The sequence below is a fragment of the Synechococcus sp. MU1642 genome, from assembly GCF_020514115.1.
GTDB lineage: Bacteria > Cyanobacteriota > Cyanobacteriia > PCC-6307 > Cyanobiaceae > Parasynechococcus.
The window spans coordinates 21,229-43,019 of the sequence record NZ_VTKZ01000006.1; the positions used below are offsets into that span (position 1 = coordinate 21,229).

The window sequence follows — 21,791 nt, forward strand, 5'->3', positions numbered from 1 at the left end:
ACGCCTTGGCTCAGACCACCAGTTGATTCCACAGAACTCCAACGCTGAGGGGAACGCTGAGGTTGTCGAGACCGCCCCAGCTGAGCTGTTCCAGCCCGGTTGCGATGGCGACCATGCCAAGGGTTGCCGGGAGGGACAGGTCAGCCCCCGACCATCGCGCCAGGCCGATCAGCACCAGGCTTGAGACAACAGCCATGGTCATCGTGCCGACACTTGATTTGGTCTGACCAAAAAGAACCCATTTCAGGGACTCGACGTTGCGGCCGATCAACCCTGCAAGGCCATCCCCAAGGGCCATCACGAGAACCCCAGCGGACACCGCATCGGCTCGGGTTGGCCAGAACAGCAGCAGCAGCATTGTGATCGCGATGCCGTAGGCAATGGTGCCGTAGCTGTTGCGATCAATATCTTCAACGGCGGGTATGAAGCGCCATTGGTGGTTCAACGCCGTCATAAGGGTGATGACTGCCGCGACAGGCAGGGCAACTACGAAGGGAATCTGAAAGAACCAGGCCAAAGGAACCACGGCTCCGGTTCCGATGTGCACAATCTTTCGGCTCAGTTCCCGTTGGTTCGGCCGAAGGCGACGACACAACACAGCGCCTGCTGTCACCATCGCCATCCATATCAGGATGGCGATTGGTCCGGTGAAGGAAAGCAAGTTGCTTAGGCGGCTTGTTGGTGGTTGGTCATCGCTCGCAGTTTGAGAATCGCTTTGGCCTCGAGCTGTCGAACGCGCTCACGGGACACATTGATCTGACGACCGATTTCCGCAAGGGTTAGAGGCTCTTCACCGCCGAGACCGAACCGCAACTTCAGAATCTTCTGCTCGCGCTCGTTCAACTGCGATAGCCAGCCTCCCAGATGTTCCTTCTGGATGCTGCGATCCATCCCTTCCATCGGCTCTTCACCGTTGGGATCCGGGATCAATTCGCCCAGGGTGCTGCGATCTTCCTCGCCACGGGCATGGGCATCGAGTGATGCACAAGGTGCGCTCTGGGAGATCAGATCCTCCAGTTCCCGCGGTTCGATGCCCATGGCACTTGCCAATTCCAGCCGATTCGGTTGACGGCCGAAACGGTGGGACAGCTCCCGGGAGATGCGACGCATCTTGGAGAGCTTTTCGCTGATGTGGATCGGCAGGCGAATGGTGCGGGCGCTGTTGTCGATGGCCCGTGTCATGCCTTGGCGAATCCACCAGTAGGCATAGGTGGAAAATTTGTAGCCCATGGCGGGGTCGAACTTGTCGACTGCTCGTTCCAGGCCGATGGCACCTTCCTGAACCAGATCGAGCAGTTCCAGACCTTGGTTTTGATATTTTTTTGCCACGCTCACCACGAGGCGGAGGTTGGCGGCCATCATTCTGTCGCGGGCGCGTTTGCCCATGCGGATCTTGTGGCGATGCCGAGAGGTCAGTTCCTCTTCCGGTAGCTCCTGAAGTTGCTTCATCGCCTGCACATGATGTGCAAGTTCGATTTCTTCAGCTGCCGTCAGCAAGGGGATGCGTCCGATGCTGCTCAGATAAAAACCGATGGAGTCGGTGGCAAGCCGCCCTCCTTGTCGAGTTGATGGTCGACGTCCGGTGGACGGCAACGCAGGTTCCTTCCGAGACGACTTTTTTGTCGTGCCGGAAGATTCCAGAGGGATCCCCATCACCCTGGTCTCCTGAATGAATTTGGGCTGAACTTAGCACCAGGCAACGGCGCTGACTGTTTCGAATCGAAAGAATTTCAGGAGCTGAATCTTTGGCCTTTCAAAGCAACTGATTTGGCTGTGATCTTGGCTACTTCAAGTTTGTTTTTGAAGCAATGTTGTGTATCGGACGTCACAGACGCATTCACTTCTCAAAACCAAAAGAATCACAAGGCTTGGATGCCGTTGCTCCACTCCTTGACCAATTGAATCTGGGAATTACGTTCTGAGTCACCATTTTCGGGTTTGCGCTGCACAAATGTGCCGTCGCTCTGCATGTCCCAGGCGCCCTGATTGTCATTGAAGTAGAGCTGCAGCAGGCGTTCCAGTTTCTGCCGATGTTCGGGGTGTTCGATCGGTGTGACCGCTTCAATGCGGCGGTCGAGGTTGCGGCTCATCCAGTCGGCACTGCCGATGTACACCTCCGGAGAGCCGCCGTTGGCGAATGAAAAGATTCTTGAGTGTTCCAGGAACGTGCCGATGATGCTGATTACCCGAATGTTTTCACTCAGTCCTTCGCGACTGGGGTAGAGGCTGCACATGCCGCGAATGATCAATTCGATCGTCACTCCGGCCTGGGACGCTTCATAAAGAAGCGCAATGATCGTTGGATCCACCAGCGAATTCATCTTCGCTCGGATAACAGCCTCTCGGCCCTGCTGAGCATGTTCAATTTCGCGGCGGATCAACAGCTCCATGCCTTTCCGCAGGGTGACGGGGGCCACGAGCAGGCGACGAAAACTTTGCTGCTTAGAAAAACCGGTGAGGTAATTAAACAGTTCCACCAGGTCTTGCCCCAGTTCCTGGTTGGCTGTGAGTAGGCCTAGGTCGGTGTAGAGCTTGGAGGTTTTGGAGTTGTAGTTGCCCGTGCCGATGTGTACATAGCTCTGAAGCTTTTCCTTCTCCTTGCGCACCACCAGAACAATCTTGGTGTGGGTTTTTAGCCCCAGCACTCCGTAGACCACATGCACTCCGGACTGCTCCAGGTGCCGGGCCCATTGGATGTTGTTGTCTTCGTCAAATCGTGCTTTCAATTCCACCAGTGCCATCACCTGCTTGCCGTTTTCGGCGGCACGGATCAGTGCGGCGATGATCGGTGAGTCTTTTGAGGTGCGGTAGAGCGTCATCTTGATGCCCATCACCTGGGGATCGTCCGCTGCCTGGTTGATGAACTCTTCGACGGTTGTCGAGAACAGCTCATAGGGGTGGTGCAGGAGGATGTCCTGACGGCGAATTACCGAGAAGATCGATTTGAACTCATCCGGTTTGATCGCTCCCTCGTCCAGCAGGTGCTGCTGACTGCGGGCAAGCAGCGTCGGTGTCTGGCCTCCGTGGGTTTGGCTCTTGAGGTTCGGTAGCGGTAGTGAAGTCAGGCTGAGCAGGTCGTCCAGGCCCAGGGGGCCATCGATCACATAGAGATCTTCTTCTTCAACGCTGAGTCCTGTCATCAGCATCTCCACCACGTCCTGAGGCATCTCGTTGGGCACCTCCAGGCGCACCACCTCTCCGCCCATCCGTCGCTTTCGCAATCCCTGTTCCAGGGCCAGCATCAGGTCATCGGCTTCCAGATCCCTTAGCTCGAGATCTGCATCCCGCGTCACGCGGAAGAAGTAGTGCCCCTCGATCTTCATGCCAGGGAACAGCTCCTTCAGGTTGAAGGCGATCACCTGCTCGAGTGCGATGGCACTGTGAACGGGATTGTGCTCCTGGCCGCTCAGGTTCGAGGGGATGGCGATGAAGCGAGGAAGGTTTTTCTGGGGAACTTTGACCCGTGCAAATTGCCGTTGTCCCGTTTCCGGATCAACAACCACGGCGGCAACGTTCAGGCTCAGGTTGCTAACGAAGGGGAACGGATGGGCCGGGTCCACTGCCAGGGGTGTGAGCACTGGAAACACCGACGTCTGAAAGGTGTCGTCAACCCACTGGCGTTGGTCGTCGTTCAGCTGTCTGTAATCCAGCAGCTCAACTCTGTGTTCCAGCAGCTTCGGCCTCAGGTGATGGCGGTAATGCACCTGTTGCTCTCGCAGCAGGGGAATCAATCGCTCTCGGATCGCTAGCAGCTGCTCCAAGGGCGATTTGCCATCCTCACTCGGTTTGTTGACGCCCGCCTCAACCTGAGACTTCAGTGACGCCACGCGAACCATGAAGAATTCGTCGAGGTTGTTGCTGAAGATGGCGCTGAACTTGGCTTGATCGAGCAGAGGTGTGCGCGGATCCAGGGCTTGAGCCAGCACCCTCTCGTTGAAGGCAATCCAGCTCAGCTCCCGGTTGATGTAGTGCTCCGGAGCTAAGGCTGCTGCGCACATGGGCTGAATGGCTAGGCGCTGGTGTCTTCAGCTGAAACGTAGCAATCAGGACTGGCTTGGTTGTGTGTCGGAGATGGCCGGCAGAGGGCTGCCGGCCACAAGGCCGATCACGATCACCAACAGGGTTGCCGCAGCAGCAAAGGGGCTCACTGGACCCAGAAGGTCGTAGCTCAATCCCGCCAGGGGGGGACCGAGAAAACTGCCCAAACTCTGCAGGGCCTGAAGGCTGCCGAGGGCGCTTCCTTGCCCCTCCCGACCCAGGCGTCGCGACACCAGGCTGCGCAGGCTTGGTGTGACCAAGCCGGTGCCCAGGGCCAGGATGCCGACGGCGGTGAAGATTGCGCCGGCTCGATCGGATGCACCGATGCTGGGGATTAGCAGACATCCAATGATCACCAGGCCCAGCCCCAGCAAGGTCAGCCGCCATTCACCAAACTGTTTCACCAGGGGCCCGATCAGCCCTCCTTGAACCACGGTGGCGACGACCCCTACGACAAGGAACGCTGTGGTGGCCAATTCAGGGCCCCAGCCGAAGCGCTGCTTGAAATAGAGCACCAGGATGGCGGTGAACCCGTTGAAGGCCAGAAAGAACAGGAAAAAAGCTCCGCACAGTCGCCCCACGCTGGGGTTCATCAGCACCTGGCTGAGTCGTGCAAATGGATTTAGGTCGCGTTTTCTGGGCAGGCTTTTTCGCGAGTCCTGAGGATGGGTTTCTGGCAGCAGATTGAGCACCACCAAGAGGTTGAGAGCAGCAAAGCCTGTGGCCACCCAAACGGGAAGGGACACCGCCACCTGGGCCAGTTGCCCGCCAACGAAGGGCCCAAGGATGAACCCAAAGCCAAAGGCAACGCCAATCAAGCCGAAGGCACGGGCCCGCTTGTCGGGAGGAGTGATGTCCGCGAGCACGGCGCTGGCCGTCGCTGCCGTACCCCCACTGATGCCGTCAATGATCCGAGCTGCGAACAGCAGCAACAGGGGAAGCAGGCTTTGGCTGGGCCAAGGCAGTGAAACCGTTACTGCAAACAGGCCGAGTCCCACGACGGATCCTGCAACGCAGATGCTGATCACGGGGCGGCGGCCGTACCGATCACTCAGCGCGCCGATCAGCGGGGTGACCAGGAACTGAGCAAGGGCATAGCTTCCCGCCAACAGACCTAGGGTTCGTCCGTCTGGGGCGAACTGGGCCAGGAGAAAGGGCAACAGCGGAAAGACAATGCTTTCGCTGAGCCGGTCGTTAAGCAGCGTTAGAAACGCGCTGAGCAGTGTGGGAATCCGAGGACGCTGCAAGCTTGCTGCCACGCAGGAGAGACTCACATTCCAACAGGCGGCTGCCATGGCTTTGCGTCCGATTGCTCCGGAGGATCAACCGCTCTTGCGGGAGATCTATGCCGATGCGATCGAATCGCAGGCTCCCCTCCTTTATTCAGATGAACAAGTCAGGGCTTGGGCGGCCCTGGCTTGGTTGCCCGGCGTGCTCGACGCGAGTTTTCGGGAAGGCTCGGGATGGCTTACCACCGATGGTTCAGCGTTTGCGATCCGCCATCCCGAAGATCGTCTGTCGTTGCTCTACTGCCGTGGTTGTGCCTCGAGGCGCGGGCATGGCAATGCGCTTTTGAATCGGATTGAGGCGGATGCGCTGGCGTCCGGCGTCTGGCACCTGCGAACGGAGGCCAGCCAGTTCAGCCGACCGTTGCTGGAGCGACGCGGCTGGTGTGTGGAAGTGCCGGAGACAATCCTGATTGGAGGCGTTCCGTTCGAGCGTTATCGGATGGTCAAGCGGCTCCGCCAAGTGCAGAGTTGATCGAGCATGGCTTGGGCTTGGCCCGTTTGCAGAGCAGACGCTGCCTGTTGAATGCCCTGTTTTAGGGATTCACTGCAGCCGGAGAACCACAGATAGGCGCCGGCGTTCCAGCGCACGGCGTCGCAAAGAGGGCCTTTGTGCTGCAGGGCGTTTCGTGCCTGATCGGCCCAGGTGCTGTCGTCTGCCCATTCCACATCGGCGTCGTGACAGCCATGGTCACGGGGGTGCAGGATCAATCGTTCGGCTTCGCCGTTTCGCACCCGGGCCGTGATGCAGGCCCTGCCGATGGGCAGGTCGGTTCCTCCTTCCAACCCCTTCACGGTGAGGACATCGGTTTCGCCGGCTTGCTTTAGGGCTTCCCAGGCGCGGGCTTCTGTTGGTGGGTGGACAAAGCCACTCACGAGAAGATGGTCACCTTGGTGGGGTGTCCAGAGCAGTTCCAGGCTGGCAACCGGGGGACGCTTGCCCAGCTCCTCGCGGTAGCCGATCAGGGTTTCCGCGATGGGGAAGTGGTCCGGTTGGTGGATCAGGGCGAAGCCGTTCTGCTGGAACCCCTTTGCAACGGCGCTGATCGGCAGACCTGTCAGGTCGAGATTGAGAAGACGGAACAGATCAACAGCGGTGACGCCGTATTTGATCGGCATCCGGTTACCGCCCTGCAGAACCACAGGCTGACCACAGGCCAGCAGCACCAGCGCGGTGAGCGGGTAAATCGGCGCTGTGCGCGTGCGCCCGTCATAGGGCATGCCGAAACAGAGCGGTGTTCGACTGCCAGCGGTGGATTGCAGCACCGGTCCGTGGGTTCGGTAGGTGTCGAGCATCCCCGTGAGTTCCTGGGGTTCGGGTCGTCGGATGCGATGGGCAATAAGGAAGGCGCCGATCTGTGCGGGCGTCGCTTCGCCCTGCAGCATCAGCTCCATGGCATCAGCCGCTTCCTCGCGACTCATGCCTTTGCTGGTGTGTTCACCGCTTCCCACTTTGCGCAGGTGCTGCTTGAAGCGGTTGCGGCCGGAGAGAACTTCGCTTGTCAAAGGTCCGGCCTCAAGCTGTGGTCAGTCTTCAGGAGCGACTGACCCGGCAGGGGTAGCAATTGCTACGAAAGTTCAGGGCCTGCTTAATCGGGATAACCCTTCGAAGCTGCCATGACGTGGATGCTCAGGGTGGTGGCGTCCTTCGGCGTAATAGAGCCGCTCCAGGATCAGTTGGGGAGCGGTTGTCGGTGGAAGAAATTGCGCCTGAAGCAGGGTTGCCATGGATTGGAAAAATTGGCTCATTCCAAATTTCTTCTTCAAAACTAATTTCACTCGCAGCATGGGCTTGTTGGCTGTGCTTGTTGCTTCAAAACAGGCTGTTGTTTTGTAGTTAATGCTTCATTGTTGGGTCAGCGTTTACGCAACAGTTCCATAGCTGCTGAGACGTTCCAGCTTGGAACGCTGTTTTTAAAGCGGCTATAACAATTTTTCGTTCAATCATGACTGTTACTGCTGCCTTGATGGCTGCCAAGAAAGCCAAAGGCATGAGTTTTGCCGATCTTGAGTCGGCGATGGGCCTTGATGAGGTCTGGATTGCTTCCTTGTTCTACGGACAAGCCACGGCCTCCAAGGAAGAAGCTGAAAAGCTGGCTGAACTGCTCTCCCTTGATTCGGCCATAACCGCCGCTTTGCAGGAGTTCCCCACCAAGGGAAGCCTCGATCCGGTGATCCCCACTGATCCCCTGATCTATCGTTTTTACGAGATCATGCAGGTCTATGGAATGCCCCTGAAAGATGTTATTCAGGAACATTTTGGTGACGGCATCATGAGCGCGATTGACTTCACGCTTGATGTCGACAAAGTGGAGGATCCCAAAGGTGATCGCGTCAAAATCACCATGTGCGGTAAGTTCCTGCCTTACAAAAAGTGGTGAATAGCCAAGTGTCTTGAATGAAGACATCAAGGCCCCGCTACAGCGGGGCTTTTTTATTGGCGGAATTGTTGGTTCAGTTGGGTGCTGGCCATTTTGCGTCGACTGTCGTCATTCAGGTCTTGGCTCAGTTCCAGCAGACAGCGCTGACTGGCAGGTGTGGCGATGCAACCCAGCGCGCGGAAGGCAGCCTCGGCAATAGGCAGGGAACCGTTGCGGCAAAGCTCTGCCAGCTTTTCGCTGATCAAGACGCCATCGCGGCGTTGCAGAACCCGAATCGCGGCCACAACCACTGGATCGCGAAAATCATTCAAAACCTCTTGGCAGAACTCCAGCAGTTTGCCGTCGTCGAGGCAGTGGGACCGGAAGCTGAGCAGTTGAAGACCGGCCAGTCGGTGCAGTTGGCCCGGATGATGCAGGCAATTCACCACACACGATTCAGGAACATCGGCGCCCCAACAGGCGAGCGCCTGAACCACCATCAGGTTGGCATCTTCATTGTCCGAGGTTTGCTCGAGTTGAGCCAACAACCAATCGCGGGCCTCGCTCTGGTGGCATAGCCCTGCAGCCATTACTAGGTCGGGGAGAACCCCATGGCTGGCGAGGAGGTCTTGGATCACGGGCCAGCCGCGCTCGGCCTGCATCCCCAGTTTTTCGCACAGGGCTCGCCTCAGATCAACAGAAAGGCTGGGGGAGTAGGCCTCCCCCAGCCAAGCGGGCTCCAAAGGAGCGCGTCGAGATCGGGCGAGCCGTTCCCAGAGAACGGCTTCCTCGTTCATGGATGGATCAGCGGGCACCCAGTTCAGCAGCGAGCTCACGCTCCAGCTTTTCATCGTGCTCGGTGGGCAGCACGTTCTCCATCGGGGTGCGATGGGTGCTGTAGAAGAGCATGCCAATAAACACCATGCCGCCCACGATGTTGCCGAGGGTGACAGGCAGGAAGTTCCAGAAGATCACCTTTGTGAAGGGGACGCCTGAACCGAGGATCGGGCCAGCGGTGTGCAGGAATTGGTTCACCACGATGTGCTCCATGCCCATCGATTGGAAGGCGGTGATCGGAAGCCAGCAGGCCAGAATCTTGCCGGGGACGCTCTTGCTCACCAGAGCCATGGTCACGCCCAGACAAACCAACCAGTTGGCTACCAGTCCGCGCAGAAAGGCGAGGAAGAAGCCCAAGCTTCCCAGGGCTTCGTATTTCTTCTCAACGTTGATTTGATTGAGGGCCATGATCTTCTGGGCCACGGCATCCCAGATCGGTGGGCCGATGTTGTCAGCGGCGCCGTCCATGGTGCCGCTTGTGAGGCTGATGGCCATGATCACGGCCACAACGGCGGTGCCAATCCAGTTGCCGATCCACACCCAGACCCAGTTGCGGAAGGTGGCACCCCAGGTGCTTTTTCCAGCCCAGGTGGCCATTGGCAGCAGGGCGAAGTTGCCGGTCACCAGTTCCATGCCGAACAGCACGATGCTGGCGAAGCCGAAGGGGAAGAGCAGTGAGCCAACGAAGGGGGCTTTGACGGTGATGCCCACGGTGAGGGCAAGGATCACGGCCAGGCCCAGGATGGCTCCGGAGTAAAAGCCACGGATCAGCAGGTTTTTCACGCTGACCGTTGATTTTTTGCCGCCGGCGGCAATCATGCCGTCGACAAGCTCATTGGGTAGGACGTAGTCCATTAGATGAGATTGAGAGTTGGATGAAGGTTTTGATGTCAGCCGCTGATGCGGTTCATCAGGCGGGAGAACAGATCAGGGCTGCCGCCCTGACGGTTGATGGCGGCTCCATCGCGACCACTGGCGCTAAGCCAGTTGATGAAACGAGAGAACACGTCGTTGCGGTTGGCCATGACGGTGAGGGGGAGTGGTCGTTGCGGGGAGCCGTGACTTCAAAAGGAAGCGTCACGGCGAACGCAGCGATCAGGCCTTGGGGGTGGCCCCGAACTTGTCGATCAACACCTCTTTGAGAGCGGCCTTGATCTCATCGGCGGGGATGGCCTTGCGGTGGATTTCGCCGATGCTCGGGTTGGCACCTTGGGATCCACCGATGGTCATCGTGTAGCCCTCGCCCATCACGCCTTCGCTGTTCTTGGCCTTGGTGCCGGTAAGGCCGATGGCACCCATGTAGGCCTGGCCGCATGTGTTGGGGCAGCCGGTCCAGTGGATTTTCAGCTCCTCAGGGAGATTGAGCTCTTGGTCTAGTTCCTTGGCTGCTTCCAGGGCTTGGTCCTTGGTGTTGGTGAGGGCAAAACCGCAGTAGGTGTTGCCGGTGCAGGACACCGTTCCAGCTGAGATGTGACCGGGCTTCAGTGGGAAGCGCTGCACCAGTGCATCAGCCTTCAGGGCCTCGAGCTTGTCGGTGGGAAGCCCCACGAGGATGACGTTCTGGTCTTCCGTGAGTCGCACCTCGCCGCTGCCGTAATTGAGGCTGGTGGTTGCGAGATCTTGCAGATCCTGGGCGGTCAGGCGACCAACCGGAACGTGAAGACCGGCGTAGGAGAGCCCTTCTTGTTTTTGGGGATGGAAGCCGTAGTGGGAGCGAGGAGTGGTGTTGAACACGGACCCGGGGTCGGGAGTCAATGGACCGAACACTTCTTCCACTTGGCTGCGGAACATGTCATGTCCCACCTGATCCAAGTAGAGGCGGAAACGGCCTTTGGGGCGCTTGTCGCGCTCACCGTTGTCGCGCCAGAGCCGGATCACGGCGTCGGTCATCTTGCAGATTTCGTCTGGTTTCACCCAGGCGTTCAGCGGAACGGCATAAGCGTTCATCTGCGATGACAGAACACCGCCGATCCACACACCAAATCCCATTACTCCTTCCCGTTCCACGGGATGGAAAACGATGTCGTTATGGAGCAGGAAGTTGTCTTTCGCGCCGGCCACGGCAGTGTTCCACTTGCGGGGCAGGTTGGAATATTCCGGGTTGCCCTGGCAGTTGTTGGTGAGGAAGTTCTGTAGCTCGGTGGTGTACGGCCGAGTGTCAATGATCTCGTTGGGATCGATGCCGGCGATGGGGTTGCCGGTGACGTTGCGGGGATTGTCAAAGCCGGATTGGATCGTGCTTAGACCGGCTTCCTTCAGGCGCTTGAGGATTTCAGGCAGGTCTCCCAGCAACACACCGCGCAACTGCAGGTTTTGCCTCGTTGTTATGTCGCAGCTGCCGTTTTCGCCATAGCGCTCAACGATGGAGCCAACCACCCGCAGCTGATCGGCCGTCAGCACGCCATTGGGCACCCGAAGCCGCAGCATGAATTTGCCGGGAGTTTTCGGACGCCAGAACATTCCGTACCACTTCAAGCGAAGCTGAAGGTCGGTTTCATCCACCTGCTCCCAGCCGAGCTCGGCGAACTTCTCGATTTCGCTGCCGACCAACAGGCCATCTTTGGCCGCCTTGTTCTGCTCGATCTTGTTGAGCTTCTTGCCATCCAGGTAAGGCCTAGAGGGAGAGCTAAGGGTCATAAGTCGATTAACGAGTGGGCGGATTGATTGCTCAAAGACGAGGTGCGAATCAATCGAGATGGCCCGAAGACCTGCAACGCTTCAAAACGAAGGGGAGCGCTGGGTTGATTGAATAAACACTGCGATGACAACCTTGGTCCGTAACAAAGAGAACACTTTTGGCGTTGATCAATGCCGGGGGCTTTGTTCTCTCGGATTTGTAATACCGGCTACATCTGGTAGTTCCCGCGAGGCCGTAAAAGGCAACTTGTTTCGGCCTCAGTATTGGCGTCCAATTTCGCCAACCATCCGCACCGCTCCGGCCCGGATCATCTGCCAAACCCGCTTCATCGCAGCGAAGTCTTGGTCGAGCTCGGAGGGCCCGGCGGGACGATCGAAGCGTCGGTCGTACCCGTACCGGTCCTCCCTGGGTGCGTATCCCGGGCTGTACCGGTCGTCCCGGTCGTACCGCTCAATGCGTCCGTCCAGAGGCTCCCGGTAGGAGCGGCTGTCCAATGGGGCACGATCAAAACGACGGCGGGGTGCCATGACTCATCCAACGTTCACAACGAACCGATGACATCAGTCAGTGCGGTCATCGATCCGTGGCCATTGCTACGGAATGACGCTTCCGATTCAGGGCGGCATGGGCTGCATCTGGTGGTGCACGGCCGCAGTGGCGGTGTTGTGCCTGACTGTTTGGCCTCCTTGCCGGATCTCTTGGCTAAGCGCCGCTCGGCGCCCGTACAGCTGGAGGTTCTGACGGCTGAACAAGCCGTCTCGGCGCTTCCCCAATCCTCTTGGATTGTTCCGTTGCTTCTGTTGCCTGGGGAGCACGCCCGCTCGGATGTGCCGGCGATTCGGAACAGACTTCGTGCGGCCGGGGCCAGTGTGCGTTTGCTGCCTTATCTGGGTTCTTGGACCACCTGGTGGAACGCTGTGCTCTCAGCACTTCCTGCGTCTGAGCTCCGGGATGCCGTGCTGGTGCACCATCCCCTGCGCCCGGGGGTGGCGGATCGCTTTCTCGCGATGCTGGCATCTCGCCTGGCCTTGCCGTTGGTTGCCTTTGATGCCTGGCCCGAGTTCCAGCAGCGCCATCCCAGCGCCCGGCCACTCCCATTAACCCTTGCGCCGAACCGCATGACGGATGCGTTGAGCGAAGCTGATGGATTGCCTCCTCTGCTGGAGCATCCCCCCACCCGTCAGGCCCTGATCGATCTGCTTGTTTCTCTGCCGTGAGCACTGCTGAACAAACCGGAACCGTTTATCTGGTGGGAGCCGGTCCCGGCGATCCCGAGTTGCTCACGCTGAAGGCGCATCGGCTGTTGAGCCAGTGCGATGCCCTGGTGTACGACTCGCTGGTGCCCAAAGAAGTGCTGGATCTTGTGCCGGCGTCCTGTGAACGCTGTTTTGTCGGCAAGCGTCGCGGACATCATTCGGTGCCACAACCAAGCACCAATGCCGTGCTGGTTGAAATGGCCCAGAAGCACAGCACGGTGGTGCGCTTGAAGGGAGGTGATCCCTTCCTGTTTGGTCGTGGAGGGGAAGAAGCGGCTTACCTGGCGGAGCGGAATATCCCTGTTCAGGTGGTACCTGGTGTCACCGCTGGCATTGCCGCCCCTGCCTACGCCGGAATTCCCGTCACCCACCGGCGGGCGGGCTCATCGGTGACCTTCGTCACCGGTCATGAGGAAATCGACAAGCGCCGTCCTTCTGTGGATTGGCGTGCCCTGGCCGCGGCCAGTGACGGGTTAGTGATCTACATGGGGCTGCATAACTTGCCTCGGATCGCGGAAGAGCTGATGGCGGGCGGTTTGGCCGCGACAACCCCCGTGGCGGTGATCCAGCAGGGCACAGTCGCGGGGCAACGCTGCCTCAAGGCCACCTTGGCGGATGTTGCTAATCAATGCCGTGCGCAAGCCTTCAAGTCACCCTCGATCGTTGTGGTGGGAGAGGTGATTGATCAGCAGGTTGAAGCCTGCATGCCCACACCGGCAGCGGTGACGATGCCGATTCCGTTCTGAACAGCTCCGCTCTATTCCTTTAAGCGAGCCCGGAGCTGGGCCAGATTGCAAGGCCGGGTGTCGGCATCGAGCTGAGCCCGGATTAGCTGGTTCCAGGCTGTGGTCACCGCATCAAGAGATCCCGGCAGCACAAACACAAACGTGCCGTTGGCCACCCCAGCAAGGCAGCGGCTTTGCAGGGTGCTGGTGCCGATGCTCTCGAAGGAGAGCACGCGGAATAATTCCCCGAATCCTTCGATTGTTTTGTCCAGCAGCGGTGCCACCGCTTCGGGGGTGCCATCGCGGCCGGTGAGACCGGTGCCGCCGCTGGTGATCACCACATCAACTGCAGGATCGGCGATCCAGCGGCTTAGTTCACGGCGGATTTGATAGCGATCATCCGGACAGAGTTGTCGCTCGTGAAGCCGATGGTCGGCAGCTTCAAGGCTGTGCAGCAGCTGATCTCCGCTGCTGTCGTCCGCCAAGGTGCGTGTGTCGGAGATGGTGAGCAGGGCGATGGACAGGCCCATGGCACAGCGGCGGAGCCTTCGGACGCTAGAACCGCTCCAGCTGCCATGGACGTGGTGCTGAAGGTGCTGCTGTTCGCTTCACTGCGAGAACGCGCCGGTTGGGCCGAGCGTTCTCTTCCGTTCACCCCAGGGGTATCGACGGCCCGTGAGGTCTGGAACCAGTTGGATCTTGGCCCGCTTGAGGGCATCAGCGTTGCTGTGAACCAGGAGTTGGTCGGTGCCAATCAGCCGTTGCAGGCCGGTGATGAGCTGGCTTTTCTTCCACCGTTCACGGGGGGTTGAATCGTGACCGGTTGCCGTGTCGAGGTGTGCCCGGATCCCTTTGATCCTTGGCAGCAGCTTGCGCTTTGGGGTGGTGATGAAGCGGCCGCGGCGATTTTCATTGGTCGGGTTCGTCCCACCACGACGGATGGTCGGCCTCTGGAGGCGCTGGAGCTGGAGCACTTCCCCGGCCTTTGCGAACGTCAGATCACGGCCATGGCACAGCGTCTGCAGCAGGAGCACCGGGCGGGGCCGATTTTGGTGCTGCATCGGGTGGGCCGGCTCGCCCCCGGTGAGCCGATCGTGCTGGTGGCGGTGCAGGCCGATCGTCGTGGGGCGGCGCAACGCTGCTCTGCCGCGTTGTTGGAGCAGCTCAAGCACCAGGCCCCGTTTTGGAAGCGGGAGTGGTGCGCTGGTCAGGGCACCTGGCTGGTGGCCAATACGCCGCTCTGATCAAGGTTCGGGTGCTGCAGTTGGTAGCCCAATTGTTTGAGCCGGGTGTTGAGAATCCGTCGGCCCCCTGAACCCGGTGTGTCCTGCCCAAGCCAGCGCACGGGGGCCAGACCCTGGCGCTGCAGGCTGCGCCCCACCAGATCCCGCAGCCGAATCGGCTCGTCGTTGACCACATTCACCAGGCCGGCCCATTCAGCATCGAGAGCTGCTTCCAGGGCGCCGGCGGCATCCGCCACATGCAGCCAGTTGCTGTAGGTCGCTCCGCTGCCAGGGCGTTCCAGCCCGGCCAGCCCGCGCAAGCGTTGATCAAGTTCGCGGCCAGGGCCATACAGCGCCCCGAGTCGCAGGATGCATACCCGCCGGTCGCTGATGCCGCTGAGCAGGTATTCGCCCTCCAGCAGAACATCGCCATGGCCGCGGCCTGGTTCGGGCGGTGTTTGCTCATCCACCCAGTCCCCCTCGGCATCGCCGTACACCGAGCAACTGCCCGTGTAGACGATTTGCCGCAGTTCCGGCAGTTGTGGCAACAGCGACGTCAGGCAGCGGAAGCTATCGACGAAGGTGTGGCGGTAGCCGTTGGCATCCACCTGGCGATCTCCCTTGGGCCCGAGGCAGAACACGGCGCTGCTTCTCTGCCGAAGGGCAGCCAGCAATTGTGCGGGGTCGGTGGCGTCGCACACCTCCACTCTATCGGCAAGGGGGCTGAGTTGCTCCAGCCGTTCGCTGCTGGTGGTGGTCAGTGTCAGTCGCAGTTGTGGCCGTTTCGGTTGCAGCCGCTCCGCCAGGGCGAGCCCCACATAGCCGCAGCCAACGATCGTCAGGTCCATGGTGGGGATGCCTGTTGGGGCGACCCTAAGGAGATCCACCGCTCCATGCCGTCACTGACATGACCGATCAATGGACCCTCAACCGCCGCAATTTCGCGGGCCATTGGCAGGGCTGTGGCCATTGGTTTGAGCGGAACGGCAGCGGTCGGCTGGATATGCACCGTCCGTCCCGTCGGATTGACCCCACTACCTACGCGATTTCCTTTTCCGATGACGACCACGGGGTGTGGGATGGATCGGGTCTGGCCTTGGCCTCCGGGGGCCAGGCCACCTATCCCATCAGTCGGGCCACCTACAACGCCGGTGGAGGCTGCTGGCAGTTTTCCGGGGCGGGAGGTCAGTCCAGCCTGGAGCTTGATCCCGATCGCCCCCGCTTCGGCCATGAGATCAACCTGTTCTGCGGTCGTTCCCGCTCGATGCTGGTGCTGCTCTGGGAACCACTTGACGGCAGCTGGCGTTTGCAGCGTGTTGGGGCGGTGGGTTTCCGTTGCTTGAACAGCTTCGATCCCGAACCCGACCGTCCCGCATGCGGGACACCCCAGGCCCTGCTGGCGCCGGTGCAGGGATGGAGCGGTAAGCGGCAGATGCTCAGGCCGCAAGCGGGGGTGAACGGCCAGGCTGAGGACGCTGATCCGCTGGTGTTCGATCCAAGCCAGCTGTTGCATAACGACTGCTCAGCCGTGATGTCCGACGGCTTGGTTTTCTCGGTGCCCAGCGAGATTCCCCAGCAGCCCTTCAGCCTCGAGATCGGTGGCCGTCTAGGTGCTGCGCTGTTTCAGCAGATCAGCATCCATTTCGATGCATCGGGCCAGCTCATGGCCTGGGAGCGCCGACACTTTCAGCCTGATCTGGCTCAGAAAATCCGCTGACGAATCACCTGGGCCCAGAGGCGGGTGCCGCTTTCCAGTGGGCCGGCTTCAGCCGGCAGTTCCAACAGCAGATCGGCGTGTTGCAGCGAACCGATCCGGGATGAGGCCTGTGAGCCATCCACCCGTGCCAGCAGAGTCCCTGCGGTGTTGGTGTCGAGGCGGGCCCGGGCCAGTTCCGGTCGTCCCGGTCGGCGAGACAACGAGTCGGCAAGTTCCACCATTACTCGGGGGAACAGCTCCGGTTCGCTCTGGCCCTCCAGGACCTGCAGGGCGGGCCAGAGCAGTTGCAGGGCAGAGACCGCCGCCGCCACGGGATTGCCCGGCAGTCCGAAAAATGGCACTCCCTTACCGATGCTGCCGAAGGCGAAGGGACGACCCGGACGCAGGAACAGTTTCCAGAAGTCCATAGTGCCCAGCTCCGCAATCAGGGGCCGGATCCAGTCGGTGTCGCCGGCGGAGACGCCGCCGGTGCTCACCACCACGTCGCAGTCATGGGCCAGATCCAGCAGAGCCTGCCGCAGAGCGTCGGGTTGATCGGCCACCACTAGTCGCCGGGTCACTGACTGCCCGAGGGCCCGGAGCATCGTCTCCAGAAGCGTGCCGTTGCTCTCCCAGATGGCACCGGGTTTTCGCGCTGTTCCGGGTGGCACCAGCTCGTCACCGCTGATCAGCAGCCCGATGCGGGGTTGCTGAGCAACGGTCAGGTCGGCGATGCCGCAGCCGGCGAGCCGTGCGAGATCGGCGGCACCCAGTCGCTGGCCAGCGGCCAGCAGCAGGTCTCCTGGTCGGCATTCCTCATCCTCGGGGCGAATCCAGGGACGATCCGATGCCTCTTTTGTCAGCTGGAGGCTGGTGCCGTCCACGCTGATGAGCTCTTGGGGCAGCACCCAGCCGGCACCGTCCGGCAGTTGAGCGCCTGTGAGGATGCGGATCGCATCGCTGTTGGCCAGGGTCCCGTAGAAGGGTTGGCCGGCGGCGGAGCGTCCCTTCAGCTGCCAAGTCTCCCCAAGCTTGGGCTGGTGGCTTTGCCCCAGGGCGTAGCCGTCCATGATCGAGGCCCGAAACCCCGGAACGGCCGCGCAGGCCAACACATCCGCTGCGCTTACCCGGCCAAGGGCCTGTTGCAGGGGAACGGTTCTCTGTGCGGTGATCGGCTGGAGTGCCGCCAGAACCCGTTGACGTGCCTCCTCCAGGGGTAGCCCTTCGCGTCCGTAGGGCTCAGCGTTTCCAGACACCGTTCCGCCCTCCTTCTTTGAACTCCAGTTGGATCGCCTCGATCGTCATGGCTGGATCGACCGCTTTGAGCATGTCGTAAAGGGTCAGCAGCCCCACGGACACCGCCGTCATCGCTTCCATTTCCACCCCGGTTTGGCCTGTGGTGCGGCAACGGCAGTGGACGACCAGGCCAGGGAGCGATGCGTCGGCGTCGATCGACACATCCATGCCACTGAGTGGCAGGGGATGGCACAGGGGAATCAGCTCCCAGGTGCGTTTGGCTGCCTGGATCGCTGCTACCCGGGCGACGGCCAGAAGATCTCCTTTTGGAGTCTCGCCCCGCTGGATCAGGCTGAGGGTTGAGGCTTCCATGCGAATGGCCCCACGGGCATGGGCTTCGCGGTTTGTGGCTGGACGGTCCCCCACGTCCACCATGTGAACCTCGCCTTGCTGGTTCAGATGACTCAGGTTTTGCGTCATTCGATCAAGGTGACAACACCGCTGTTGAGTTGGTAACAACCCACCACCAGTTTCAGCGCACCACTGGCTTTGGCGTCGGCCAGAACGGTGCTGCATTGAATCAAGGTGGAGGCGCTGGCGAGGGCATTGCGCTTCACGGCTTCCTCGAGATTGCTGCTGCCGTTGATGTTCTTCCGGATGGGTTGGATCAGCCGGTCTAGGGAAGGAGTCAGCGGGTTGCCGTCCATTGCCGCCGTGACGGCTCCGCAGCCGCTGTGCCCCATCACCATCAGCAGTGGCGTCTTGAGAACGCTGACGCCGTACTCAATGGAGGCAATGGCTTCGGTGAAGGCGCTGTTGCCGGCGTTGCGGATCACGAACAGCTCGCCAGGGGTGGTGTCGAACACCCAGCTAGGCGCCACCCGTGAATCAGAGCAGGTAAGCACGGTGGCCCAGGGATGTTGACTGGTTGCCAAAGCATTGGGGGAGTTGAAGCAGCGCGGGTCGGGATCCGCCGTTCGGAGCGTCGTTCCCTCGTTTTGCTCGGCTCGGCGCCAGGCATTGGCAAACCGGCGGTTCCCCGCCATCAGGGCCTGGAGTGGATCGTCGGGAACGCAGAACCCTTCCTCCGCAGCGTCAACAGGCCGCGCTTGTATCAGGGCGGTCAAGGCCAGACCGCCCGTTTGCTGGAGGAAGTGGCGGCGCTGAATCCCCATGCCGCCACCTTATTTAGCCCGTGCGATCAGCGCTGGCCGAAGGGTGCCCAGAGGGTGGCTTCGGAACCCACAACAGGTTCCACAGCGGGCTGGATGGCAGCAGCGGGTTGGGCCGTTGCGCCTGAGTTGGCGCTGGCGATGTCGCGCTCGGCCAAGGGAGCCCAGAGAGCGGCAGGCCCGGCGATCACCGGTTCCACGCCAGTGGCGCCGGCCTGAACGAAGGCCGTCTGGCTGCGCACCAGCTGCACGGCAAGAGAACCAACTATGAAGGCACCCAGGAAACCGGCGGCCAGGGTGATGGGGCTGCGGCCGGAAGCGGACGAGATGCTGCTGGTCACGGCAGAAACTCTTTAAACAGAGCTTCAGTATGGAAAGAATTGGTGTGAATGACTACTAAATGAGCTGAATTGTGTAGCGGAATTAACAGTTTCTATGGGATTAAAGCCCTGCATGGGTTGTTGTTGGAGTGCTTCAGCCGTGACCCATCCATGGGACATTCCCAGCAACATTCCAAGGGAGAGAGCGAAGCGCACAGACCATCATTTGTATCAAAGTAAACATCTCTGTTTTCGTGGACTTCCGTTGTCATCATTGACACCGATCAAGGCTTTGGTTGATGTCCAGCCGTCGTGATTCCGCCAGCCATTGCTTTGCCTTTGAGCAGGACTTCATCGGCAACTGGCGCTGCATTCCCCTGTGTGTGCGACGCAAATTGGATCTGTGTGGGGTGAAGTTAAAGCTCAACCACTGGCTTGAACTTTCCCAGGAGCAACGTCAAGCCTTGGTGGATTGGTCGGATGCGGCCGATGCTCTCGAGCAGCTTCGCCAACACCTGCGCGATTGCACGCGCCCTATGGCCGATGGAATGGCCAAGGATCTGCCACCAGTGAGCGGTTCCCCCTGGCAACAGCATGCGCAGATGCCCGCTGTGGTGCAGGAGGCGGCCACAGTGCGGGGTGTGGTGCTGACTCTTGAGCAATGGACCAAGCTCAGTGAGCTGGATCGCTTTGCGTTGTGCAAGCTGGCCCGGCCGGGGCACGATCACCACAACCTTGAGGCAGCTTTCAGCGAAGTGCTGGTGTGAGCAGCCGGCGCAGGGCCTCCAACCTTCCTTTCTGCTGTTCAACTGGCTTCACTACCGAGACGGCTGGAGCCACGATCACCGCGCAGGCCTTGAGTTCAGGCTGCTTCGACACAGGGCAGGCCTCGTCGTGCATGAGGGTGTTCGCTTCGCAGGCCTTCTCCTGCGTGAACCCCCAGTGCATTGGCAGGAAGACCGATCCACGCCGGATGCGATCGGTGACTTTCACCGTGGCGGTGAGGTGGCCGCGGCGTGAGCTGATCGCCGCCAGCTCGCCGTTGCGCAGTTTTAACTCCTGAGCGTCACCTGGGTGAATCTCCAGCAGTGGCTCGGGATGCTGTTTCATCAGCCGTTCCACCTTGCCAGTGCGGGTCATCGTGTGCCATTGGCCTAGGTAGCGGCCCACCGTCAGTACGAGCGGATAGGTCTCGCAGGGGGGTTCCGCCAATCCGAGCGGTTGATCGGTGCTGAAGCGGGCGCGTTTGGTGGGGGAGGCGAACTGATGGTTTTCGTAGAGGCGTTTGGCTGCTGTGGTGGGGGTGCTGCCGCTGGGATAGGGCCATTGCTGCGGTCCTTCGTTGTCCAGCAGTTCATGGCTTAGGCCGCTCACATCGCAAAGCCTGCCTCGGGTGAGAGCCGTGAATTCGGCGTACACCTCAGCCGCTGAACCGAAGTTGAACTGCTTGTTGTAACCCAGGCGGCGGCCCACGTCGGCAAACACTTCCCAGTCGGGACGGCTCTCGCCGAAGCGGCGTCGATAGGCCGGGCAGTAGGTCACCCGCCGTTCGGAATTGGTCATGGCGCCGGCCTTCTCGCTCCACTGGGCTGCGGGCAAAAGCAGGTGGGCGTAGTGGGACGTTTCTGAGTCGGCGTAGGCCTCGCTTACCACCACCAGCGGGCACTTCTGCATGGCCGATTTCACCCGGTCCAGATCCGGGAGGCTTACCAGGGGGTTGGTGGCGGCCACCCACCACAGATCCAGCTCCTCATGTTCCATGGCTTCGATCTGCTGCCAGGCCGCCAATCCGGGCTTGGCGTTGATTCGTCCTGCCGGCAGCTGCCAGGCCTGTTCCACTTCGGCGCGGTGTTCTGCGTTGGCCACCAGGCGGTAGCCCGGCAGCAGGTGGGCCAAGCCTCCGGCCTCGCGTCCGCCCATGGCGTTGGGTTGGCCGGTGAGGGAAAACGGACCAGCTCCTTCTTTGCCGATCTGGCCGGTGAGCAGATGCAGATTAATCAACCCCTGCACCACAGCAGTTCCTTCACGGCGTTGGTTCACCCCCATCGACCAAAGGCTGAGCACCTTCTCGCGCCGGTGGAACAGTGCCGCCACTTCCCGCAGGCGTTTTTCGGGGATGTTGCAGAAGAGGGCCACCCGTCGGGGGGTCCAGCGGGCGGCGACGTCAAAAAATGCGTCGTAATTCTCGGTGTGGTCGTCGATGAAGGCCGGGTCCTGGCCGTTTTCTCGCAGCACGAGGTGGGCGATGCCGTGCAGCAGGGCCAGGTCGCTGCCCGGTGCAATCGGCAGGTGGATATCGGCGGCTTTAGCGGTGTCAGTGCGGCGTGGATCCACCACCACGATCTTGAAGCTGCCTGGGTTTTTGCGTTTTCGCTTCAGCAGCCGCTGGAACAGCACCGGATGGCATTCGGCCGTGTTGGTGCCGATCAGAAACGCCACCGTGCAGTGGTCGAGGTCCTCATAGCTGCAGGGGGGACCATCGGAGCCCAGGCTGCGGGTGTAGCCCGCCACCGCTGAGCTCATGCACAGCCGCGAGTTGGCGTCGAAATTGTTGGTGCCCAGGGCGCCTTTCAGCAGTTTCTGGGCCAGGTAGTAATCCTCGGTGTGGAACTGACCGGAGCCATACATGGCAATGCCATCGGCGTTGCCGCGCCGCGCCGCGCTCGCCTGGATCTGACCGGTGATTTTGTTGAGGGCGTCGTCCCAGCTGATCGGAGCGAAGTCGTCCTCGAGGGTCTGGCGGAACAGGGGTTGGCGCAGGCGGCCTGGAGCCAGAGTTTCGCCGACGGTGGCACCCTTGATGCAGACCTGGCCAAGGCTGGAGGGGTGCCCGCGGTCGCCGCGGGCGGTCCACATCGGGTTGCCCTCAGCATCCCGCTTCACGGCCTCACCCTTCACGGCAGGAGGCAAAAGCTCCAGGCCACAACCCACGCCGCAGTAGGGGCACTGGCTGCGCACGCTGCGGGGTGAGTTGGTCATTGAGGAACCAAAAAAAGAACAAAAC

26 protein-coding genes are annotated in these 21,791 nt (G+C 60.6%); 8 read left to right on the forward strand and 18 right to left on the reverse strand.

Annotated elements, in window-relative coordinates:
- Positions 1–10: 10 nt before the first annotated feature.
- From FZZ85_RS07305 to FZZ85_RS07320, 4 genes are all read right to left on the reverse strand, one after another.
- Positions 11–622 (reverse strand): diacylglycerol/polyprenol kinase family protein, encoded by a 612-nt coding sequence (locus FZZ85_RS07305; protein ID WP_226413674.1) that lies wholly within the window; start codon positions 620–622, stop codon positions 11–13.
- 44 nt (positions 623–666) lie between these two features.
- A complete protein-coding gene (locus FZZ85_RS07310; protein WP_025362584.1) occupies positions 667–1,653 on the reverse strand; it encodes an RpoD/SigA family RNA polymerase sigma factor in 987 nt (328 codons plus the stop codon).
- A gap of 206 nt (positions 1,654–1,859) precedes the next feature.
- Positions 1,860–3,998 (reverse strand): polyphosphate kinase 1, encoded by a 2,139-nt coding sequence (gene ppk1, locus FZZ85_RS07315; protein ID WP_226413676.1) that lies wholly within the window; start codon positions 3,996–3,998, stop codon positions 1,860–1,862.
- Between the two features lie 45 nt (positions 3,999–4,043).
- Positions 4,044–5,333: an MFS transporter gene (locus tag FZZ85_RS07320; protein WP_226413678.1), complete on the reverse strand. Its 1,290-nt coding sequence runs from the start codon at positions 5,331–5,333 to the stop codon at positions 4,044–4,046.
- On the opposite strand from FZZ85_RS07320, the gene FZZ85_RS07325 reads away from it, so the two are divergent.
- On the forward strand, positions 5,332–5,799 hold the full coding sequence (locus tag FZZ85_RS07325; RefSeq protein ID WP_226413680.1) for a GNAT family N-acetyltransferase: 468 nt from the start codon (positions 5,332–5,334) through the stop codon (positions 5,797–5,799). The two genes, FZZ85_RS07320 and FZZ85_RS07325, sit on opposite strands and share 2 nt — an antisense overlap.
- On the opposite strand, the gene FZZ85_RS07330 is transcribed toward FZZ85_RS07325, so the two are convergent.
- Together FZZ85_RS07330 and FZZ85_RS07335 are read right to left on the reverse strand one after the other, a co-directional pair.
- Positions 5,760–6,830, reverse strand: coding sequence for an anthranilate phosphoribosyltransferase family protein (locus FZZ85_RS07330; RefSeq protein ID WP_226413682.1), 1,071 nt, complete (start codon positions 6,828–6,830; stop codon positions 5,760–5,762). The genes FZZ85_RS07325 and FZZ85_RS07330 overlap by 40 nt on opposite strands.
- A 72-nt stretch (positions 6,831–6,902) precedes the next feature.
- Positions 6,903–7,073, reverse strand: coding sequence for a cyanate hydratase (locus FZZ85_RS07335; RefSeq protein WP_226413684.1), 171 nt, complete (start codon positions 7,071–7,073; stop codon positions 6,903–6,905).
- Between the two features lie 197 nt (positions 7,074–7,270).
- Here FZZ85_RS07335 and cynS point away from each other — a divergent pair, with 197 nt between their 5' ends.
- Complete coding sequence (gene cynS / locus FZZ85_RS07340) at positions 7,271–7,705, forward strand: cyanase (protein ID WP_226400635.1); 435 nt, start codon at positions 7,271–7,273, stop codon at positions 7,703–7,705.
- A gap of 53 nt (positions 7,706–7,758) precedes the next feature.
- On the opposite strand, the gene FZZ85_RS07345 is transcribed toward cynS, so the two are convergent.
- The 5 genes from FZZ85_RS07345 to FZZ85_RS07365 all read right to left on the reverse strand — a co-directional run bounded on the left by FZZ85_RS07345 (position 7,759) and on the right by FZZ85_RS07365 (position 11,686).
- Entirely contained in the window at positions 7,759–8,481 is a 723-nt protein-coding gene (locus tag FZZ85_RS07345) for a HEAT repeat domain-containing protein (protein WP_226413881.1), read from the reverse strand.
- Positions 8,482–8,488: 7 nt separating this feature from the next.
- Positions 8,489–9,376, reverse strand: a complete 888-nt coding sequence (locus FZZ85_RS07350; RefSeq protein ID WP_226413686.1) for a formate/nitrite transporter family protein — start codon at positions 9,374–9,376, stop codon at positions 8,489–8,491.
- A gap of 35 nt (positions 9,377–9,411) precedes the next feature.
- The gene (locus FZZ85_RS07355; protein WP_226413688.1) at positions 9,412–9,546 is read right to left on the reverse strand and encodes a ferredoxin--nitrite reductase; all 135 of its coding nucleotides are present in this window, start codon (positions 9,544–9,546) and stop codon (positions 9,412–9,414) included.
- A gap of 70 nt (positions 9,547–9,616) precedes the next feature.
- Positions 9,617–11,158 carry a ferredoxin--nitrite reductase gene (locus FZZ85_RS07360; protein WP_226413690.1) on the reverse strand — a complete coding sequence of 514 codons (1,542 nt, stop codon included), beginning with the start codon at positions 11,156–11,158 and terminating at the stop codon, positions 9,617–9,619.
- Between the two features lie 258 nt (positions 11,159–11,416).
- Positions 11,417–11,686: a hypothetical protein gene (locus tag FZZ85_RS07365; protein WP_226413692.1), complete on the reverse strand. Its 270-nt coding sequence runs from the start codon at positions 11,684–11,686 to the stop codon at positions 11,417–11,419.
- Positions 11,687–11,713: 27 nt separating this feature from the next.
- Here FZZ85_RS07365 and FZZ85_RS07370 point away from each other — a divergent pair, with 27 nt between their 5' ends.
- Positions 11,714–12,376: a DNA mismatch repair protein MutS gene (locus FZZ85_RS07370; RefSeq protein ID WP_226413694.1), complete on the forward strand. Its 663-nt coding sequence runs from the start codon at positions 11,714–11,716 to the stop codon at positions 12,374–12,376.
- Positions 12,373–13,161: a uroporphyrinogen-III C-methyltransferase gene (cobA, locus tag FZZ85_RS07375; protein ID WP_226413696.1), complete on the forward strand. Its 789-nt coding sequence runs from the start codon at positions 12,373–12,375 to the stop codon at positions 13,159–13,161. The genes FZZ85_RS07370 and cobA overlap by 4 nt, the downstream gene beginning before the upstream one ends.
- An 11-nt stretch (positions 13,162–13,172) precedes the next feature.
- On the opposite strand, the gene moaB is transcribed toward cobA, so the two are convergent.
- A complete protein-coding gene (gene moaB, locus FZZ85_RS07380; RefSeq protein ID WP_226413698.1) occupies positions 13,173–13,670 on the reverse strand; it encodes a molybdenum cofactor biosynthesis protein B in 498 nt (165 codons plus the stop codon).
- A 45-nt stretch (positions 13,671–13,715) separates the two neighbouring features.
- On the opposite strand from moaB, the gene FZZ85_RS07385 reads away from it, so the two are divergent.
- The gene (locus tag FZZ85_RS07385; protein WP_226413700.1) at positions 13,716–13,952 is read left to right on the forward strand and encodes a MoaD/ThiS family protein; all 237 of its coding nucleotides are present in this window, start codon (positions 13,716–13,718) and stop codon (positions 13,950–13,952) included.
- Positions 13,953–13,955: 3 nt separating this feature from the next.
- Positions 13,956–14,384, forward strand: coding sequence for a molybdenum cofactor biosynthesis protein MoaE (locus FZZ85_RS07390; protein ID WP_226413702.1), 429 nt, complete (start codon positions 13,956–13,958; stop codon positions 14,382–14,384).
- On the opposite strand, the gene FZZ85_RS07395 is transcribed toward FZZ85_RS07390, so the two are convergent.
- Complete coding sequence (locus FZZ85_RS07395) at positions 14,348–15,211, reverse strand: NAD-dependent epimerase/dehydratase family protein (RefSeq protein WP_226413704.1); 864 nt, start codon at positions 15,209–15,211, stop codon at positions 14,348–14,350. The genes FZZ85_RS07390 and FZZ85_RS07395 overlap by 37 nt on opposite strands.
- A gap of 59 nt (positions 15,212–15,270) precedes the next feature.
- Between FZZ85_RS07395 and FZZ85_RS07400 the strand changes: the two genes are divergently transcribed.
- Positions 15,271–16,080, forward strand: coding sequence for a hypothetical protein (locus FZZ85_RS07400; RefSeq protein WP_226413706.1), 810 nt, complete (start codon positions 15,271–15,273; stop codon positions 16,078–16,080).
- Here the strand turns inward: FZZ85_RS07400 and FZZ85_RS07405 are convergent.
- The 4 genes from FZZ85_RS07405 to FZZ85_RS07420 are packed head-to-tail and all read right to left on the reverse strand — an operon-like array spanning position 16,065 to position 18,808.
- Complete coding sequence (locus tag FZZ85_RS07405; RefSeq protein ID WP_226413708.1) at positions 16,065–17,315, reverse strand: molybdopterin molybdotransferase MoeA; 1,251 nt, start codon at positions 17,313–17,315, stop codon at positions 16,065–16,067. The genes FZZ85_RS07400 and FZZ85_RS07405 overlap by 16 nt on opposite strands.
- Positions 17,299–17,775: a cyclic pyranopterin monophosphate synthase MoaC gene (gene moaC / locus FZZ85_RS07410; protein WP_226413710.1), complete on the reverse strand. Its 477-nt coding sequence runs from the start codon at positions 17,773–17,775 to the stop codon at positions 17,299–17,301. Before moaC ends, FZZ85_RS07405 begins: the two co-directional genes overlap by 17 nt.
- Positions 17,772–18,470 carry a carbonic anhydrase gene (locus FZZ85_RS07415; RefSeq protein ID WP_226413712.1) on the reverse strand — a complete coding sequence of 233 codons (699 nt, stop codon included), beginning with the start codon at positions 18,468–18,470 and terminating at the stop codon, positions 17,772–17,774. The genes moaC and FZZ85_RS07415 overlap by 4 nt, the downstream gene beginning before the upstream one ends.
- 26 nt (positions 18,471–18,496) lie before the next feature.
- Positions 18,497–18,808: a hypothetical protein gene (locus FZZ85_RS07420; protein ID WP_226413714.1), complete on the reverse strand. Its 312-nt coding sequence runs from the start codon at positions 18,806–18,808 to the stop codon at positions 18,497–18,499.
- A gap of 278 nt (positions 18,809–19,086) precedes the next feature.
- Between FZZ85_RS07420 and FZZ85_RS07425 the strand changes: the two genes are divergently transcribed.
- Entirely contained in the window at positions 19,087–19,554 is a 468-nt protein-coding gene (locus FZZ85_RS07425; RefSeq protein WP_226413716.1) for a nitrate reductase associated protein, read from the forward strand.
- Here the strand turns inward: FZZ85_RS07425 and FZZ85_RS07430 are convergent.
- On the reverse strand, positions 19,535–21,766 hold the full coding sequence (locus FZZ85_RS07430) for a molybdopterin oxidoreductase family protein (RefSeq protein ID WP_226413718.1): 2,232 nt from the start codon (positions 21,764–21,766) through the stop codon (positions 19,535–19,537). The two genes, FZZ85_RS07425 and FZZ85_RS07430, sit on opposite strands and share 20 nt — an antisense overlap.
- Positions 21,767–21,791 lie beyond the last annotated feature (25 nt).

Excerpts from the sequence above, each read along its gene's own strand:
- ppk1 (WP_226413676.1), bottom strand. The coding sequence starts at position 3,998 with ATGTGCGCAGCAGCCTTAGCTCCGGAGCACTACATCAACCGGGAGCTG.
- FZZ85_RS07310 (WP_025362584.1), bottom strand. The coding sequence starts at position 1,653 with ATGGGGATCCCTCTGGAATCTTCCGGCACGACAAAAAAGTCGTCTCGG.
- FZZ85_RS07430 (WP_226413718.1), bottom strand. The coding sequence starts at position 21,766 with ATGACCAACTCACCCCGCAGCGTGCGCAGCCAGTGCCCCTACTGCGGC.
- FZZ85_RS07325 (WP_226413680.1), top strand. The coding sequence starts at position 5,332 with ATGGCTTTGCGTCCGATTGCTCCGGAGGATCAACCGCTCTTGCGGGAG.
- cynS (WP_226400635.1), top strand. The coding sequence starts at position 7,271 with ATGACTGTTACTGCTGCCTTGATGGCTGCCAAGAAAGCCAAAGGCATG.
- FZZ85_RS07425 (WP_226413716.1), top strand. The coding sequence starts at position 19,087 with ATGTCCAGCCGTCGTGATTCCGCCAGCCATTGCTTTGCCTTTGAGCAG.
- FZZ85_RS07345 (WP_226413881.1), bottom strand. The coding sequence starts at position 8,481 with ATGAACGAGGAAGCCGTTCTCTGGGAACGGCTCGCCCGATCTCGACGC.
- moaB (WP_226413698.1), bottom strand. The coding sequence starts at position 13,670 with ATGGGCCTGTCCATCGCCCTGCTCACCATCTCCGACACACGCACCTTG.
- FZZ85_RS07395 (WP_226413704.1), bottom strand. The coding sequence starts at position 15,211 with ATGGACCTGACGATCGTTGGCTGCGGCTATGTGGGGCTCGCCCTGGCG.
- moaC (WP_226413710.1), bottom strand. The coding sequence starts at position 17,775 with ATGACGCAAAACCTGAGTCATCTGAACCAGCAAGGCGAGGTTCACATG.
- FZZ85_RS07385 (WP_226413700.1), top strand. The coding sequence starts at position 13,716 with ATGGACGTGGTGCTGAAGGTGCTGCTGTTCGCTTCACTGCGAGAACGC.
- FZZ85_RS07365 (WP_226413692.1), bottom strand. The coding sequence starts at position 11,686 with ATGGCACCCCGCCGTCGTTTTGATCGTGCCCCATTGGACAGCCGCTCC.
- FZZ85_RS07370 (WP_226413694.1), top strand. The coding sequence starts at position 11,714 with ATGACATCAGTCAGTGCGGTCATCGATCCGTGGCCATTGCTACGGAAT.
- FZZ85_RS07360 (WP_226413690.1), bottom strand. The coding sequence starts at position 11,158 with ATGACCCTTAGCTCTCCCTCTAGGCCTTACCTGGATGGCAAGAAGCTC.
- FZZ85_RS07335 (WP_226413684.1), bottom strand. The coding sequence starts at position 7,073 with ATGAGCCAATTTTTCCAATCCATGGCAACCCTGCTTCAGGCGCAATTT.
- FZZ85_RS07355 (WP_226413688.1), bottom strand. The coding sequence starts at position 9,546 with ATGGCCAACCGCAACGACGTGTTCTCTCGTTTCATCAACTGGCTTAGC.
- FZZ85_RS07305 (WP_226413674.1), bottom strand. The coding sequence starts at position 622 with ATGGCGATGGTGACAGCAGGCGCTGTGTTGTGTCGTCGCCTTCGGCCG.
- FZZ85_RS07320 (WP_226413678.1), bottom strand. The coding sequence starts at position 5,333 with ATGGCAGCCGCCTGTTGGAATGTGAGTCTCTCCTGCGTGGCAGCAAGC.
- FZZ85_RS07350 (WP_226413686.1), bottom strand. The coding sequence starts at position 9,376 with ATGGACTACGTCCTACCCAATGAGCTTGTCGACGGCATGATTGCCGCC.
- FZZ85_RS07400 (WP_226413706.1), top strand. The coding sequence starts at position 15,271 with ATGACCGATCAATGGACCCTCAACCGCCGCAATTTCGCGGGCCATTGG.
- FZZ85_RS07415 (WP_226413712.1), bottom strand. The coding sequence starts at position 18,470 with ATGGGGATTCAGCGCCGCCACTTCCTCCAGCAAACGGGCGGTCTGGCC.